Source organism: Flagellimonas alvinocaridis (assembly GCF_004916895.1).
Taxonomy (GTDB): domain Bacteria; phylum Bacteroidota; class Bacteroidia; order Flavobacteriales; family Flavobacteriaceae; genus Flagellimonas; species Flagellimonas alvinocaridis.
Window position 1 is genome coordinate 1 of sequence record NZ_SNTZ01000015.1, and the last position, 15465, is coordinate 15465.

Consider the following 15465-nt stretch of genomic DNA (forward strand, 5'->3'; position numbering starts at 1 on the left):
GTTGCTTTGAACAATGTCAGGAACAAACTTTTGGCAAGGGCATTCTCTGTGGTTAAAAGAGGGACACCATACGTGGTTTTACAAAAATTCGCTGCTTGAAAAAGGTTGAAATAAGTTTGGATTTGATCTTGGAATACGGCTATGATTTGTGGCGGTGAAGAAATGCGGAGCATTTCCACCGTGGCAAATCCAGCCGTTGATGGTTTATGAGCTTCAAGTTAACGAAATGCAGCTATAAATTATAGCCCTTGTTAGCCACAGGTATTTATTTCCAATACTCTATTTCCCTAGTTTCTTCGTAAGCTGGCGTGAATTTCTTAGAATCAGCAAAATGCTCTTTTAAAGAAACAACTTTTTTAATCCAGTTACCTTCCTGGTCCAAGATGTATTTGCTTTTGAATTCCCGATTTAATTCTGAATTTTCAAACGCTTTAGAAATGACAGGATTACCATATTTGTCATACTCTGTAATTTCTTGAAGGTGTTCTTTCGTATCCGCACTGATGATGTAGCTTGTCCGTTCAGTCAAAGTTTTTCCATTGTACTTAGAGGTTGATTTGAATTTCATTTGACTGTTTCCGTTGATGCTTTCGGTAATATTTCCAGAGCTGTCATATTGATAGCTATAAGTCTGGGGCTCGTCATCGTTAGAAGGAAGAACTTCTTTAAAAATCAAACGGTTTTTTCCATCGAATTTCTGTTTTGCGGTCCAAACGACGGTATCACTATTTTCAATGCTTGTCTGCCTTAATAGCTGATCATTTTCATCATATTCTTCGATGTATTTAAAGTTTATGGTGTCGTTTATTACAACATTACGAATAGCTAAATTATTTAGGGTGTCATGTTCAATCGTCATCAGAGATTTGTGTGGACGAAGATGATGAGTGGTTAAGGACTTTACGAAAAATTGATTTTCGTCAAATTCATTTGTTGTAGTTTGGATCAAACTGCCAAAATCGTCATAATATTCAGTCCTTTTCGTTGAGCCAAACTCTGTAAACTCCTCCCTAAGGGTTTTTATGGGTTCACGAGTCTTTTTACCATCTGAATCCAGATAGGTCGCTTTGTAATTGGTGATTGACTTAACTTTCCCAACAAGATTTTTAGACTCCCAGTCAGTTCCTTGCTCAAAGGCTGAAAAATCCTGTTCTCCTGATGATTCTTTTTTACAACTAGATAAAACTAAAAGTTGTAGGACTAGGATTGAACTGAAAAAAGATTTATTCATACTTGTGGCTAACGACCCGGCTAAGAAACGTAGGGGAGTTTGAAATACTGCCCTTTCAGTTTAGCACTTAGCCAAGCCAAATATTTTTATAATTATCTTTCTTTTTTCATTATCAAAATTTTGGTTTGGCGGACTTGATTAAAAACTCCAAACTTTCAATTTACCATCGAAACCCCTATGTTTTTTTAGCCATTGTTACCCACCGTTTTCATTGCTTTTCAGCGTTGGCAAAGGCATACTCTTTGACAAGTTTTGGTTCGTGCGGTTGGCTTTTGAGCGACTTGGCAATGTGTATGACTTTTAGGATTAGCATTATTTCTTGTTCCAGTCGTATTTTGTTTCACCACAACCTCCACATCTTATTTTCTTTGCAACAGTGTCATAATTCTTTAGTGATACCATTGGTCTTTTACAGTCCGATTGTTCGCAAATGAATATTTTTTCCAATTCAAGGATGTCAGCCCAGAATGCTTTTAAATCCCCAATTTTAGGATTAAATGGATTGTCATGTGAAGAAATGTTTCCCAATATTGCCGAACTTTCTATGCGGTCAATGACTGGAAATTTTGCTTTTAATTCTGTACTACACTTTTTGATTTCTGATTTAATCCCCATAATCAATTCGTAAGGCATTCTATGCTCGTTCGAATCATTATACTGAAAACTTAATTTAGCTTCAATATTTAGGGCAATTTCCTTCAATGAGTGTTCAAGGTATCTGCGAATAGGATTCCCTAAATTCTCTATTTTACTGTCGGCTAGATTTGTTTCTATTCTTTCTCTTAAATCTCTTGGCTCTTCGTCAAGATATGTTCCTTTATCTTCTGTCCATTTAATCTCGTTAATTAGCCAGCCTTTCTTTTTTGCTAGTGGACTTACAAAATTTGTAAACCAATCGGCTTCATGAGTAAGTAAAATGATTTGATATTTTGAGAATTTTTCAAAAATCAATTCTGCAAAGCGTTTTCGGTGGTTAGAATCAAAACTTGAAATAACATCATCAAGTAGGATAAATTCGTTCTTATCGTTAAAGGCATTTACAGAAGCCAAAAAGAATGATAATCCAAAACAGTTCAAATGAGATTCACTAAAGTACTTTTGTGGCGGTGAAACCCAATTACCGTTGTACTTGTACTCAATTGTAATTCCGTTTAGTTCATCCTCATCACCAATAGTTACAATTTTAATCTCCTGAAAAGGCTCATCAGGATTCATGTATTGATAATATTCGTTGATTTTGCCTGAGAAATTGGTGATGAAATTTTCAAGTCCTTCTTTTTGAACTTTTACAAATTCATTATAGATTATTTCTAAGGACTTACGCTGTTTCTCCAGTTTTGCCTTTTGCTTTTCAAACAGTTTTATTTTTAGAAACGCGTCTTTAGAGGCAGAAATATTTGAATACAGAACTGCGGAATTGTCTTTCTTAAAAATTTCCTGTATTTGCTTAATTCTTGAAGCTATTGCCTTTTGAAACTCAAAATCTGAGGTTAAAAGTTTAAGTGTTTCCGCTTTTGGAATTTTATTACCTGAGGTTACTCGCTCAACACTTGCCTTTTGATATTCAGTGATTTTTTCTTTTAAATCCGTGAAGCCTTTCTTAATGAGTTTACTTTCCTCAATTTCAACAAGGGGATCTAAAAGAACGGTTTCCAACCTCTTAATTCGTTCAATGGTTATTGAATTAACTAATTGTTTTGCCTTATCAAATGATGCTTTTTTCTTAGAAGATTCTTCAATCTCTTTTAATCTAATGGCAATTTCTGCACGAAGTTCTTCAATGCTTTTGGGTTGCAAACAAAGAGGGCAGTTATCCGTCTTATGATACTTTTTAGCTAAAACGGTATCACCTGTTTTTAATAATTCACCTAAAAAAGTTTGCATGATGCTTTCAACATCATTTGCAATAAGTTCAAATTCATCAAAATATTTCGTGTATTCGGAATCAATAAATTCTACCTCTGATTTGAGTGTGTCCAATGCCGTGTTTGCTTTTTCTAAAAAAGCCAATTCCTTATTGAGTTTATTATTTGTTGCGTTTTTTAGGTGTGCTAGAACTTTATCAATATCCTCAAATTTCTTAACCTCAATGCCTGTTTTTAAGGGTTTGATTTTTTCGTTTATCTTTTCAAATAAATTTTCTTCTTGGCTAATAGCAGCACCTAATTTTTCAATAAGAGTTCCTTTTTGAATATTCGTTTGAGCTTCAAAATTTTGGTTCTTGATTTCGGTTTTTATCGAATTGTAGCTTTTTTTGAGAACCTCCTTCTTTTTAGTTACTTCCGAAAAACCAATAATGTCCGATAAGTACTTTAGTTTATCACTTTTTGTGTTGTCAATAAAATCGGTCAGATATTGATAACGCAACAGGAGGTTTTCTTCCTTTGAAAGCTCCAAATATTTTTTAAAATCATCAGAAGAATTAGAAAAATCCGTAGTTAGATTATCTCTTTTATAGAAAAGGGTTTTGGAACAATCAATATCAGTTTCTTTAACGAATGACACTTTAACTTCAGAAACATCATCTTTACCGAGTCCAGAGTTTCTTAAAGCATCTTTTAGGTCTATTTCACTATTACTGGATAAATGCGATACACGATTTGTGTAAAACCACTCAAGTGCATCTGAAATACTACTTTTTCCTGTTCCGTTATCACCATAGAGAACAATTGATTTGCCTTTTAATGGCAATTCCAAACTGTCTTTTGCCCCTCTAATACCTTTGATGGTAATACTATTTATTTTAGTCTTTATCGCCATCTCGTAGTTGTTGAAGTTCATTTTTAACATTGGTATCAGTCAACTTATCTTCTTGATAAAGTCTTTCCAACATTTTAGCAATGTCCGTATCAACATTTTCAATTTTCTCAATTCCATTGAAAAAATCGTCCAATATTTCTTTTCCAGATTTTACATTTTCTGCCATACTGTATTATTTAAAGTATTTCCAATCAATTTTAAAACTGGAAGTGAGTGTTTTATTTTGAATTTCAAAACCTGATTTATTATTACAAATAGGGTAAACTCCATATTGTTCCACAAAATCCAAAATGAAGTAGCTTTCCAAATCTTCGATACGGAATTGCCAAATATTTTTGAGCATTTCAAAATTGATATAGGTAAATAGTAAAGGTTCTACTTTTCTGTAATTGGTTAACCCCAGGTTTTTCGATTTACAATCAAAATGTCCCAATAAGCGTCTGCCAATGCTATTAGTTTTCTTCTCGCTCATACCTATATAAAGTAGTTTTGATTTATCAAAAGGGTATTGAATATCAATGGTCTGGCTAAAAATGAAGTACAGACCTGCAATGCCATTTAATGGCTGAATATTACTCGGCTCAAATGACAATGGGCGGTCAAAATATATGGTTACTTCATTACTCATTCCTAAAAAGCATTAAACTTATCGCCCATAGCGTGTTTCAGGTTCCATTTTTTGGTAGTGTCCAAAGCACGTTCAAGCACGATCAATTTTTGGTCGGTATGTGTTTTGAAATGTTCTACCGTTTCATCTGAAATGGTTACGTCCAAACAAATCAGGGTTTCTTTGTCACCGTCAGAAGCTAGTAAAATCTCATTCTTTTTAAATTCTTCTTGTTTGGTTAACGAGTAATTGAGTTTGAAGCCATTTTTGATTAAAATTTCGGTTATCAATTCATCCCTGTTGAAAGCTGTAACCAATTGAGCTTCTTTGTCTCGAATATATTTTTTGAGTGCCTCAATATTTTCTTCTTCCGTTTTTTCAGGATCGGGAGCGTATTCTACTCTAGGGAAATTTGATTTTTTGAGTTTGAAAACTTTAAAACCAAGACCATTTAATTGGTCTTGGTCATTTTCCTTTTTACTGAACAAATCAGGTTGAGCCTCTTTTTTTTCTTTGATAATTTTTTCAACTACACGTTTATTCCGTTCTATGGTGATGTCGCTTATTTTTTTGAATCCGTTTTTAAATGCGATACTTGATTCTGGACATTTTTCTGGTAGCTGAATAGCTATAAACTTAATGTCTTTGTCAGTGTTATTATTCAATTCGAAAACCGATTGTCCCGTAGTGCCTGAGCCTGCAAAAAAATCTAAAACAGTGTCACCTTTCTCAACGGTTAGTTCAATACATCTTTTAACTAATTCAACAGGTTTCGGGAAATCAAACTCACCATCAAACCCTAAGTTTTTAACTTCTACTGTTCCTGTTTCGGTAAGAAATGCATTATCATCCCATATAGACTTTGGTTTGTAAGTTGTTTTTCTATATTTTTCGTACACACCAAAACTGCCATCTCCCTTTTCCTTACCAACAACATTGCTTAGCAAAGTGTTAGTGTTTACATTGTCTTCAAATTTTGTTGTCCCCCAACGCCAGCAAGATTCAATGCCTTTTGAGTTAAATGGTTCAATTTTAACATTGTATTCATCTGTCTTTTTTAACGAAATTGGGAAGAAACCATCTTTATCAGCTAATTTGGTATTTGCATAAATAGGATAGAATAAATTTGGACGATTATGTTTACCAAATTTGGGATTTCGATTTCTTAATTCACGAATATTGAAATTTCCGATATCGTCTTTAAGATTCAAATCTGAGTTTGCTGCATCTTTTTCAAGTTCAATTAAATCACCATCAATCGACTTTGTGTAAATAAGGATATATTCATGTGTCTTTGCTATCTGGTTGTATGTTTGTCCCCTGCTGTTAGCACGAACAATTATTTGAGAGTAGAAATTATCCTCACCAAAAACTTCATCGCATAATTTTCTTAGATGGTGTATTTCATTGTCATCTAATGATATAAAAATGACTCCATCTTCCCGTAACAACTGTCTCGCAACAAGCAATCTGCTATACATCATATCCAGCCAGTTACTGTGAAAACGACCTTCAGTTTCAATGTTGGTGTCAATCTTGAGACCATTCTCTATCATTTCTGCATCCTCCCAGTATTCTTTTCTATCTTGATTGAACTTATCGGAATAAACAAAGTCATTTCCTGTGTTGTAAGGAGGGTCAATGTAAATGCACTTTACTTGCTCACGGTAGCTGTTACTTAGTAATTTTAGTACCGCCAAATTCTCACCTTCAATAATCAGATTTTCACTTTCGGCAGGGTTTACGCTTCTTTTTTCATCATAAACCAAAGTAGCATCAGTAGGGGTGAAAGCTTCTCTTTTCGCATTGCTTTTGCCAAACCATCTAAACTCGTAACGTTCAGTTTCATTTACGTTTTTCGGGTCAACCACTTTTTTAAGTTCGTTGATGTTTAGCTGTCCATCATTGGTAAAGAGGTCAGGCATTAATTGCTTTAGCTGTTCCAAACGTTCATTGTTCCAATCGTGTGACTGTACCTTTTCCATTGGGTTATCTGTGGTTTCTTTTTCCTTATTCATTATGCTTTTTCAATTAATGCGTTAATATCTTTTTGAGCTTCTGTTTTAAAATACTGATAGTCTTTTACAGGAGCTTTGTACTGTACTTCTACACCAAGCGTGGCAAAATGCTTTACAGCACATTTTATTTTATAAATCTCACTTTCTTTGAGAGCCTTTTTGTTGTTGATGTCGTTTGTTCCTTTGGTTTCAATCACAAAATAAAACTCGCTTTCTTTTCCGTTTCTCAGGCTTTTCCGCTTCATCACAATTCCGAAATCGGGTTCGTATTCGCCAATAGGTGTTTGAATTTTGTAGTAAGACGGAAGTTTAAGAAAACAAACCACTTCATCATCTAAATCGGTGGCTTTGGCAAAGGATTTTTCTACGTCACTATCCACCAACATTTTATCGAAAATGCCTCTTTTTGGAGTGGGTTCATATCCTTTTTCATCGATATTTTTAACGTAATCATCAAATTCAAAGGGGAAGGTTTCATCTGTCAAATGATAATCCAAACCTCTAAGCATTTCTTCCAACTCAATGTTTTTGATTAGGGAAGATGCCTGATGAATGTATTGCGGTGGATTTTTAGCAAAATGGGAATGATTGGTAATTCCGTCAATAATTCTAAAAAGAGTAGTGTAACTCAAACCTGTGTTTTCACTTAATTCTTCTACCAAATCCAAAGCCGAGAAGTAGGCTTTCAGTTTGTAACTTTCTTTGCCTCCAAATTCATCTTCAATGCCATCTTCCGTTATGGTTCCGATCGAACGGCTGCTTACTTCTGCTTCATAGTCTGCAATGTCAATGTTGTTTAAAGCTTCCTTGCTTCTTTCAATCAAAGCTTCTTCGTCAAAACTTACGGTATAGTTTGTTTTCTTGGCTAATGCAGTCCAAAAACGCTTGAATGCTTTATTCAGTTCGTCATTCGGATTTCGTTTAAAATGAACTTCATTTTGTGGTTTTCCTTTGTGTGTGTGGGTCATTCCTGCACCCGCTTTGGAAGTTCCGTAAACTTCTTTTATCTCTTCCTGGTACTGCGTTACAAAGGTTTCGTAGGTTTCATTTGGAATAACGGTCAATTGATTAATACGCTCATCATCTGCGACATTCAGTTTATCGTAAACTCGGTGTCCTTCACTGTTGACACAAATTCGCAAACCTCTACCTATTTCCTGTCTCTTTTTAATTTCGGAGTAGGAGTTACTAAGTGTAGCAATATTGAAAATATTTGGATTGTCCCAACCAACACCCAAAGCGGAATGCGAGAAGATAAACTCAATTCTATTGGCAACTGAATCACCATAAGACAACAATTCTTTCTTATCTCTCAGAATTGCATCAAATACTTCTGAGTTTTTTCGCATGGAGTTTTCATTGTCGGTAAATTCGCCTTTTCCTGTTTGAGCAAAATAAAATCCTTGGATTGCATCAATATGCTCTGCGGTGGGTTCTTTACCGTCATGAAATTCGGGGTATAGTGTTTTGTATTTTTCGATAAATAGATTTTTGATTGTGGGATCTTCACTCACATAGTTGGAAACTCTATCAATAAAAATCAGTGAAAGGCATTTTATGCCTTGTTCCTTTAATTTTTGTTTTTTGGTAAAATGACGTAGAATGAGCCATTCCAATTGCAAAGCCCAAACGCTTTGAATGTTTCCAGATGTTTGTTTTTCAAGAATTTCGGTTCCATTGGTAAAAGAAACAGACCATTTTCCAGTTCTCAAACTTTTATTGATGCGTTCAATTTTGTATTTGAGGTAGCTTGGGTTATTGGTAACTTCTCCAAGGTTATCGCCATCTTTCAACCATTTTGTGTCTTTGAATTCTATTTTCCCACTTGCTAATTGATGCCACGCTTTAATTTTAGCTTGTATTGGATTTTTTCCGTTTTTGGTTTCAGAAAGTTCCAGTTTCAAAGTGGCTTCATCATTTTTTTCTGTAACTGTTAATACTTCTATCTTTTTTACCAATCCTTCTTTATAGCTGTCATAAGGTGTTAAACGATAGACTTTATTGACTGAAACTTTATGTGTGGCGGAATATCTTAGTTTAAAAAGTGGATTGAGTTTTTTAATCCTTTCTACGGAATTCTCTGTGTCCATTCCTTCCTGTGGTTCATCCATAATGATGATTGGATTTGTTTTTCCAATAGCATCAATAAAAGGAATGTTGGAGAATAGGTCTTCTCGTTGTGCACGATTCAAAATTCTATCGTCAGAAGCGAATGATGCCAACGTCATCACCATTATCTGAGGGTGTTGCTCCTCAATAAAATTGGTTACTTTATTCAGCTTTTTACTGTCGTATTCAAAGGATTTGGGAGTAAAACCATAAATTTCTTCCAACTGTTTTTCAAAGGTTGAAATGGCACTTAGCACCCCTTGTCTAATGGCTACAGAGGGAACAAGAATAATGAACTTGGTAAAACCATAGTGCTTGAACAATTCGTAAACGGTTTTAATGTAAACAAGTGTTTTACCTGTTCCAGTCTCCATTTCGATAGTTAACTCCTGTAATTCGCTGAGTTTAGCGGTTTCTTCATCAATGCCATTTTCGATTATTACAGATTTGATGTTTTCCGCTAATTGTTCTTTTGAAAGTGAGCAAACATTTGAGCGAATACCTTCAAAGCAAGCATTGTCAAACGTGTTTTTGTTGTTGCCATCAAAAACATTAACCACAGATTTGATGGCTATTTGCTGGTACTCTAATTCTTCTAATTTTATTTCCATCAATCTCAGCTATTGTTTTTGTTATTGTATTTCATTTTTTGTTCAGCCGCTTTAAGTGCTTTGCTTCCCAATTCTTCATCTTTTATTTCGTAAAGAATTTTTTCACTCAGGAATTGAACAATCAAATCTTCTTCGTCTAATTCGAGAATTTCAGCAAGTTTTATGATTTGCTCTTTACTTGCTTTTCTTTCACTTCTTTCAATCTTGCTAAGTATTGCAGTGTCTATGTCAAGCATAGCGGCTACTTGCCTAAGCAACAATCCTTTTTTTTCTCTTTCTTCGCGAAGTATTTCTCCTGTTGTCTTGCTTTCTTTCATTTGTGAAATATCACTTGATTATTTTATTTTGACAATAAGTGTCAAATATAATTAGTCTTTTTGGTAATTCCTTGAAATTGTTCTCCGAACTTATTAACAGTCTGGGAGCGGTGGGAAAATTTATACTCTTTTGGTTTTTTGTGGAGGGCTTGTGAGTTGGCAAAAACCAAATGTGTATAAATGTGCGGTGGGCTTTTTCCTAATGGTGGGTAACGTCTCGGCTAAGCGTAGTGCGGTGGTAAGGAAACTTTTTCGTTTCCGTCTGTGCACGAAGCTAAAGCTTATTGTTTAGTTTTATTTTTTCTATTCTAAAGCTAAATCCATAAGATTTAGCGACTTCATAAATATACACAGACATTTCGATTGAGCCCTAAAGTCCGCATTACGTTTAGGAATTGTTGTAGTGCGTTTTTTCAGAGTTCTATATCCGTTATAAATTCGAGTGAGGAACCTTCTCTTAATTCCAAATTTTGAGTATTGTAAACCACTCCAGTTGGAGTATAGTAAGTTATATTACAGGGAATTTTAGTCAATTCTGCTAAAAAATCCAAGGTAACAGTTTCTGTATCGTTTAGTTTAATAACGTATTGAAAGGTCGATTCATTTGGTATAAATAATTCAATTGTATTATCAAACTCCCTAATTTCAGAATCAGGATTAGCAAATTCATTAGGAGGATTAAATCTGAAACCTAATCCATTTTGAAGTGTTATTTCTTCTGGGTTTACAGTACCATTTTCAATTAAATTATTACCGTTTGAATCAACTAATTTAATATATAAACTTGGAAATGCGGGGTCAAAAAGTTGACAATCAATACCATTATCATCATCATTCGAACAATTTGACAATAAAATGCTTATTACAATAAGTATGAAATTTTTTTTCATAAATCTGTTTACTATTAGATACTGAATTTGCCTTATGGTTGTGTCAAATGCACTACAACTACTGGATATCCGGAAAGTTCCGCATAACCATATTGATGTTGGATAAAAATAGTACTTTTTCACTATAAATCGATATCTTCATATTATTATGTCATTGCCTGATTTTGTGAAAATATTGGAGGTTAAGCGGTATAGCAGGAACACTATAGAGAGTTACTCTTCCATCGTAAAGATGGCGACTCAATTTTTTGAAAAGCCACTGAACAAGATTGATGAAACCGAACTTCACAGGTACTTCTATCATATGGTACACACCAAGAAAGTATCCTATTCCTACCAGAAACAGGTAGCGATGGCCTTGAAGCTGTATTACAGAGAAATTTTCGGTCAGAACATTAACTTGGAATATCTATTTCCGAGTAGAAAGCCAAATAAGCTCCCCGTAGTCATCGCAAGAAAGGAAGTTCTTAAAATCATTGAAAAAGCCAACAACATCAAGCATAAGAGCATGATAGCCGTGGTCTACAGTGCAGGCTTAAGGGTAGGCGAGTTGATTGCACTTGAAATCAAGGATATAGATTCATCCAGAATGGTGATACATATTAAATCAGGAAAGGGCAACAAGGACAGGATAGTACCCTTATCTGAAAAAACCTTGTCAATGCTTCGTGAGTACTATAAAGAATATACGCCCAAACGATACCTATTTGAAGGCCAAAAGGGAGACAGGTATTCTTCGTCAAGTTTCAACAAGCTTCTCCAGGCTGCTGCCAAAAGGGCGAGAATAAATAAAAACATCACCGCGCATACCTTGAGGCACAGTTACGCAACGCACCTATTGGAAAATGGTACCGATATTAGAATCATCCAAAAACTTTTAGGGCACAATTCCATTAAGACGACCATGATTTATACCCAAGTTACTGAACCTACTTTGTTGAATGTGACAAGTCCTTTTGATGATTGAACCGCTCCATAAATTGGCCGTTTTACGGCACAGTTGAATCCGCGTCAAAAAACATTCGTTCACAGTTCCATTTGTCGTTCTTTTTAGTAGTTTCGTTATATAACCTTTTACGGAACCAAATATGACGGTCGGATATGCCAGGGTGTCCACACCCGAACAAAAGTTGGAAGCTCAGATTGCCTTGCTCGAAAAAGAGGGTTGCGAGAAAATCTATACCGATATCGCCAGCGGTACAAGAGATGATAGAAAGGGCCTGAACGAGATGCTCAAATACATGAGGAAGGGGGACACCATTCTTACCTACAAAAACGATCGTGTTTTCCGTTCCCTGAGAAACATGGTGGAACTCATAGACCGCTTCAACGAGGCCGGGGTACACTTCAAAAGTCTGAGCGAACCGGAATTCGATACGACTTCGGCAAATGGGAAATTTCTTCTACAAATCTTTGCTGCGGTTGCGGAATTCGAGAGAAACCTAATCAGTGAACGTACCAAAGTGGGACTGGACAATGCCAGAAAACGAAACAAGCTTTTGGGCAGGCCCAAGGGTGCAAAAGTGGAAACAATTGAAAAGTACCACTACGCCAAACATCTTTATGAGAACCAAGGGGTCTCAATCGATAATGCATGCAAGCGGGCAAAATTGGGAAAGACCTCTTTCTATAGAGTGGAAAAATCACTAATGGCGGATTCAACCGTTAAACCCTGAACCGATCTATGCCGTACCTATCGTCACTTAGCGTTATAGCGGAACGGACCCATCCGTTTCCCTACGATGTCAGTGCTATCAAGTTTGCAAAGGATATCGATGTGTCCGCACCAGTCACATTTATTATAGGGGACAATGGAACGGGGAAGTCCACTTTACTTGAAACATTGGCACTTCGTTTACAACTCCCACATATGGACGGGTTCGGATATGGCAAGAATTGTTTCAAGGCGGCCCGTTCGCTGACACCTTATCTGCAATTGAACTGGAAAATTGAGAGGCCAAGGGGATTTTTCTTCAGGGCAGAGGACTTTGGTGATCTCTTGAACAGTATCGATAGGGAGGATGCCAGGCTCCACGAGTCGTTCAAGGATATCTATGGTGAAGTTCCGGACCGTATCATCCAGGAAATGAAGGATAACCAAAACTATCAGATTTATAAAATGCGGCAGAACTACGGCCAAGACCTTCAGGGGTTTTCACATGGGGAAGCTTATCTGAAAATAATGGACGATACCATAAATGGAAGTGGGATATTCCTGCTGGATGAACCCGAAGCAGCATTGTCCCCATCAAAACAGTTGTCATTGCTCTATTTCATCCAAGCACACTTAAAGGCCCATATGTCCCAATTTATCATTGCCACGCATTCACCCATGCTTATGGCGTATCCCGGAGCAAATATTTATGAGGTGACGGACAAAGGAATGAACAAGGTATCATTGGAGGAAACGGAGCACTATACCATTACCAGGTCGTTCTTACAAAGTCCGGAAAGCTATCTGAGGTTTTTGAAATAACATATCCTAAATTTGATTTATGGAATACGAAATTATTTATGAGAAGAGCAGCGATGGTTGGAGTGCCTATGTACCGGAACTTCCCGGGTGTACTTCCGCTGGTGCCGATAGAGCTGAAATCGAGAATAATATCAAGGAAGCCATTGAATTGCATTTGGAACTCCTTCACGGACAAGAACACTGAAAAGAGCTTACCGTGGTTGTTCCAATAAACAAAATAGGAATCTCATTATCGCATAAACATAAAATAGAACACTTGGGCAGTACGTTCAATAAACCCTATTGCACATTACATCCATATAGACCAATAAATAAAACTGGGGAATTTAATTAATCGATAAACACCAGTGTTTTCGGTATTTCCGAGCAAAGTTTTCCGTTTATGCAGCTATGTGGTCATCGGGCGGTTTCAGCCGCTATGCGTTCACTCCCAAATCAAAGTTTATATTGGTTTCTCCTATATTTTTTCCAGTTACGGGTACGTTTTGAAAATTTTGAGTTAGTGGTCTCTATTCCATGGGGGAAACAGAACCAACAACCACCCATCTTACGGTAGTTGTCAATCCTTGAAATGCGGATATTGGATATCTTTTTAGGAAAATCAATGTGTCCCTCTTGGGTAAGACCAAAGGCTTTTATAAATCGCTTTGAATGTTTCACGATTTCAATGTTTTAAGTGAATACTTAGAACATTGAGCCTTTTAAGAAAATGGAAAGAAACATAATCGGTTTATTTCCGTAAAGATAGTCCATTAACCGTTTTGCGCCCAAGTCGTTTTAAAAGCCATGAAATGGTAGTGTAATCCCGAAACGGGCTAGCGTCCGTAAAAAATTGTATTATAATAAATTAGGTAATTTAATTGGGCATTTTGTTCAATTTTGGGACGATGTCAAAGCGGAAAGCCAATGTTTTCAATGCCTCCGAGCTATATTGACACTTTTCGCAGCTATGAGGTCACTAGGCCAAGGAGCTGCATCTTCAGTTCCTCGGCAGCTTTGTCTGCTGGGTCCCGAAAACCACGGGTAAGTTTGTCCAACAGGGCGACCCTGAACGGTGCCTGTCCATTTTCGTAAACATCCTTGAACACATCGTTCATCCCAAAAGCAAATGTCATAAAAAGCCCTTCTTGGGCGTTTTTGGCCAATTGTGCGTACCAATCCAACGCATCAATAGTTTTTCTGGGACTGAATACCACATGGGTGCCATCGGTAAGGTTATTGACAGGAAGCAGTGAAAGGGCCTCCACCCGTTGTTTAAGGGTGCTGCTCTTTTCCGGTTTTTCCACCAGAGCATCCCAATACAGTTTGAATTTTTGTGCCACAGCCTCATCCTCTACCACATGGGCCACATTGGAATGTCCATAAATGCCCCCTTCCGAAAAATTGGTGCCTCCGGTCCAGACCGATTTCGCCACTCCGTTGGTCACTTTTACGATAAACTTGTTGTGTGAGATATAGGATTTTGGGCTGGTCCTTTCAAACGCGAAAGGATGGGTATCCAACCCAAAAGTGAACATGGCCTCTTGGTTTTTAATTTTTGGGCTGTCCTTGCGGGCATCGTACACAAATTTTACCACTACTCCCCTATCAATGGCGTTTTTGATGAGCAGCAACACCTTGTCATAATAAAATTCGTAGGCGGCAATATACAGCTCGTCCGTTCCGGGCGTACAACTGTTGATGTAGCTCTCCAAAGCCTCGTACAACCCTCGCGACAGCCATTCAAAAGCCTTATCGTTGGGCACATCTTCCGGTCTTTGGTCCCCAAAACGGCGCACGTATTCCTGTGAGGCGGCTATGCCCCTGTTGAAATAAACATCCTGATTGCCATTTTCGGGGCTCTCGGTGGTAATGTCCACCGAAACGGAGCTGAACTCCTGCAGATTGGCCGGGGTACCTTTCAAGGCCGTGACCGTGTAGGTATAGGTGAGTCCCGGTTTGGCCGAATAATCGGACCATTGGAACCCCTGAATGGGTTGTTTGCTGGTCTCGTACATAGATCCCGGAGGAAATCCCGGGTCGGTCTCGGGAAAGACCTTCATGCCCTTTAAATAAAAGGCTTCGTTCTCCGAAGGGCTCTCGCGGTGTATGGAAAAGCCCATAAGCCCACCGCACTGGTCCTGGGGCAAGTGCCACCCCATCATGACCACATAGGTGCCCGATATCACGTTCAGTTTAAAGCCGTTGTTGGTGCCCGATTTTCTCATGACGGTTGTTTTTTGATGACCAAATAGATGTTCGGGGGAAAAATCAAGAAGGCTATCCTGACTCTTTAAAGATAAAAAATGTTTGCCGGAACGGATTGCAGAAAAACCGTAGAAAAGTTGGGGGTTTTATCAAGTGTATCTTTCAGGTAAAGTCAAAAAAATACCCTAAAAGTATTATGATAAACTAGGATTGATAACAAACTTTCAATTTTTAGGTAGAAAAATTTTTATGCTTTTAC

Annotated in this window: 14 protein-coding genes; 4 read left to right on the plus strand and 10 right to left on the minus strand. The window is 37.1% G+C overall.

All coding sequences use genetic code 11. From position 1 onward, the window contains the following. Positions 1 to 265: 265 nt before the first annotated feature. The 8 genes from EZV76_RS15495 to EZV76_RS15530 form a co-directional block, all read right to left on the minus strand. Positions 266 to 1231 carry a hypothetical protein gene (locus EZV76_RS15495; protein WP_136567479.1) on the minus strand — a complete coding sequence of 322 codons (966 nt, stop codon included), beginning with the start codon at positions 1229 to 1231 and terminating at the stop codon, positions 266 to 268. Positions 1232 to 1543: 312 nt separating this feature from the next. After that, entirely contained in the window at positions 1544 to 3991 is a 2448-nt protein-coding gene (locus EZV76_RS15500) for an AAA family ATPase (protein WP_161594430.1), read from the minus strand. Beyond that, a complete protein-coding gene (locus EZV76_RS15505) occupies positions 3975 to 4157 on the minus strand; it encodes a hypothetical protein (RefSeq protein ID WP_116183694.1) in 183 nt (60 codons plus the stop codon). Before EZV76_RS15505 ends, EZV76_RS15500 begins: the two co-directional genes overlap by 17 nt. 6 nt (positions 4158 to 4163) lie before the next feature. Continuing rightward, positions 4164 to 4619, minus strand: coding sequence for a hypothetical protein (locus EZV76_RS15510; protein ID WP_116183693.1), 456 nt, complete (start codon positions 4617 to 4619; stop codon positions 4164 to 4166). Between the two features lie 2 nt (positions 4620 to 4621). Beyond that, a complete protein-coding gene (locus EZV76_RS15515; RefSeq protein WP_116183692.1) occupies positions 4622 to 6616 on the minus strand; it encodes a site-specific DNA-methyltransferase in 1995 nt (664 codons plus the stop codon). Further along, the gene (locus EZV76_RS15520) at positions 6616 to 9336 is read right to left on the minus strand and encodes a restriction endonuclease (RefSeq protein WP_116183691.1); all 2721 of its coding nucleotides are present in this window, start codon (positions 9334 to 9336) and stop codon (positions 6616 to 6618) included. The genes EZV76_RS15515 and EZV76_RS15520 overlap by 1 nt, the downstream gene beginning before the upstream one ends. A 5-nt stretch (positions 9337 to 9341) precedes the next feature. After that, on the minus strand, positions 9342 to 9653 hold the full coding sequence (locus tag EZV76_RS15525; protein ID WP_116183690.1) for a helix-turn-helix domain-containing protein: 312 nt from the start codon (positions 9651 to 9653) through the stop codon (positions 9342 to 9344). A 413-nt stretch (positions 9654 to 10066) separates the two neighbouring features. Then, positions 10067 to 10543: a hypothetical protein gene (locus tag EZV76_RS15530; RefSeq protein ID WP_093980792.1), complete on the minus strand. Its 477-nt coding sequence runs from the start codon at positions 10541 to 10543 to the stop codon at positions 10067 to 10069. A gap of 148 nt (positions 10544 to 10691) precedes the next feature. Here EZV76_RS15530 and xerA point away from each other — a divergent pair, with 148 nt between their 5' ends. The 4 genes from xerA to EZV76_RS15550 all read left to right on the plus strand — a co-directional run bounded on the left by xerA (position 10692) and on the right by EZV76_RS15550 (position 13203). After that, complete coding sequence (gene xerA / locus EZV76_RS15535) at positions 10692 to 11510, plus strand: site-specific tyrosine recombinase/integron integrase (RefSeq protein WP_136567480.1); 819 nt, start codon at positions 10692 to 10694, stop codon at positions 11508 to 11510. 121 nt (positions 11511 to 11631) lie between these two features. After that, a complete protein-coding gene (locus EZV76_RS15540; RefSeq protein ID WP_093980791.1) occupies positions 11632 to 12219 on the plus strand; it encodes a recombinase family protein in 588 nt (195 codons plus the stop codon). An 8-nt stretch (positions 12220 to 12227) separates the two neighbouring features. Further along, positions 12228 to 13019 carry an AAA family ATPase gene (locus EZV76_RS15545; protein ID WP_093980790.1) on the plus strand — a complete coding sequence of 264 codons (792 nt, stop codon included), beginning with the start codon at positions 12228 to 12230 and terminating at the stop codon, positions 13017 to 13019. A gap of 19 nt (positions 13020 to 13038) precedes the next feature. Further along, entirely contained in the window at positions 13039 to 13203 is a 165-nt protein-coding gene (locus tag EZV76_RS15550) for a type II toxin-antitoxin system HicB family antitoxin (protein ID WP_093980789.1), read from the plus strand. A gap of 251 nt (positions 13204 to 13454) precedes the next feature. Here the strand turns inward: EZV76_RS15550 and EZV76_RS15555 are convergent, their stop codons facing one another. Both EZV76_RS15555 and EZV76_RS15560 read right to left on the minus strand, forming a co-directional pair. Next, the gene (locus EZV76_RS15555; protein WP_093980788.1) at positions 13455 to 13679 is read right to left on the minus strand and encodes a hypothetical protein; all 225 of its coding nucleotides are present in this window, start codon (positions 13677 to 13679) and stop codon (positions 13455 to 13457) included. Between the two features lie 287 nt (positions 13680 to 13966). Continuing rightward, the gene (locus tag EZV76_RS15560; protein ID WP_136567481.1) at positions 13967 to 15226 is read right to left on the minus strand and encodes a phospholipase D-like domain-containing protein; all 1260 of its coding nucleotides are present in this window, start codon (positions 15224 to 15226) and stop codon (positions 13967 to 13969) included. Between the last annotated feature and the right edge of the window lie 239 nt (positions 15227 to 15465).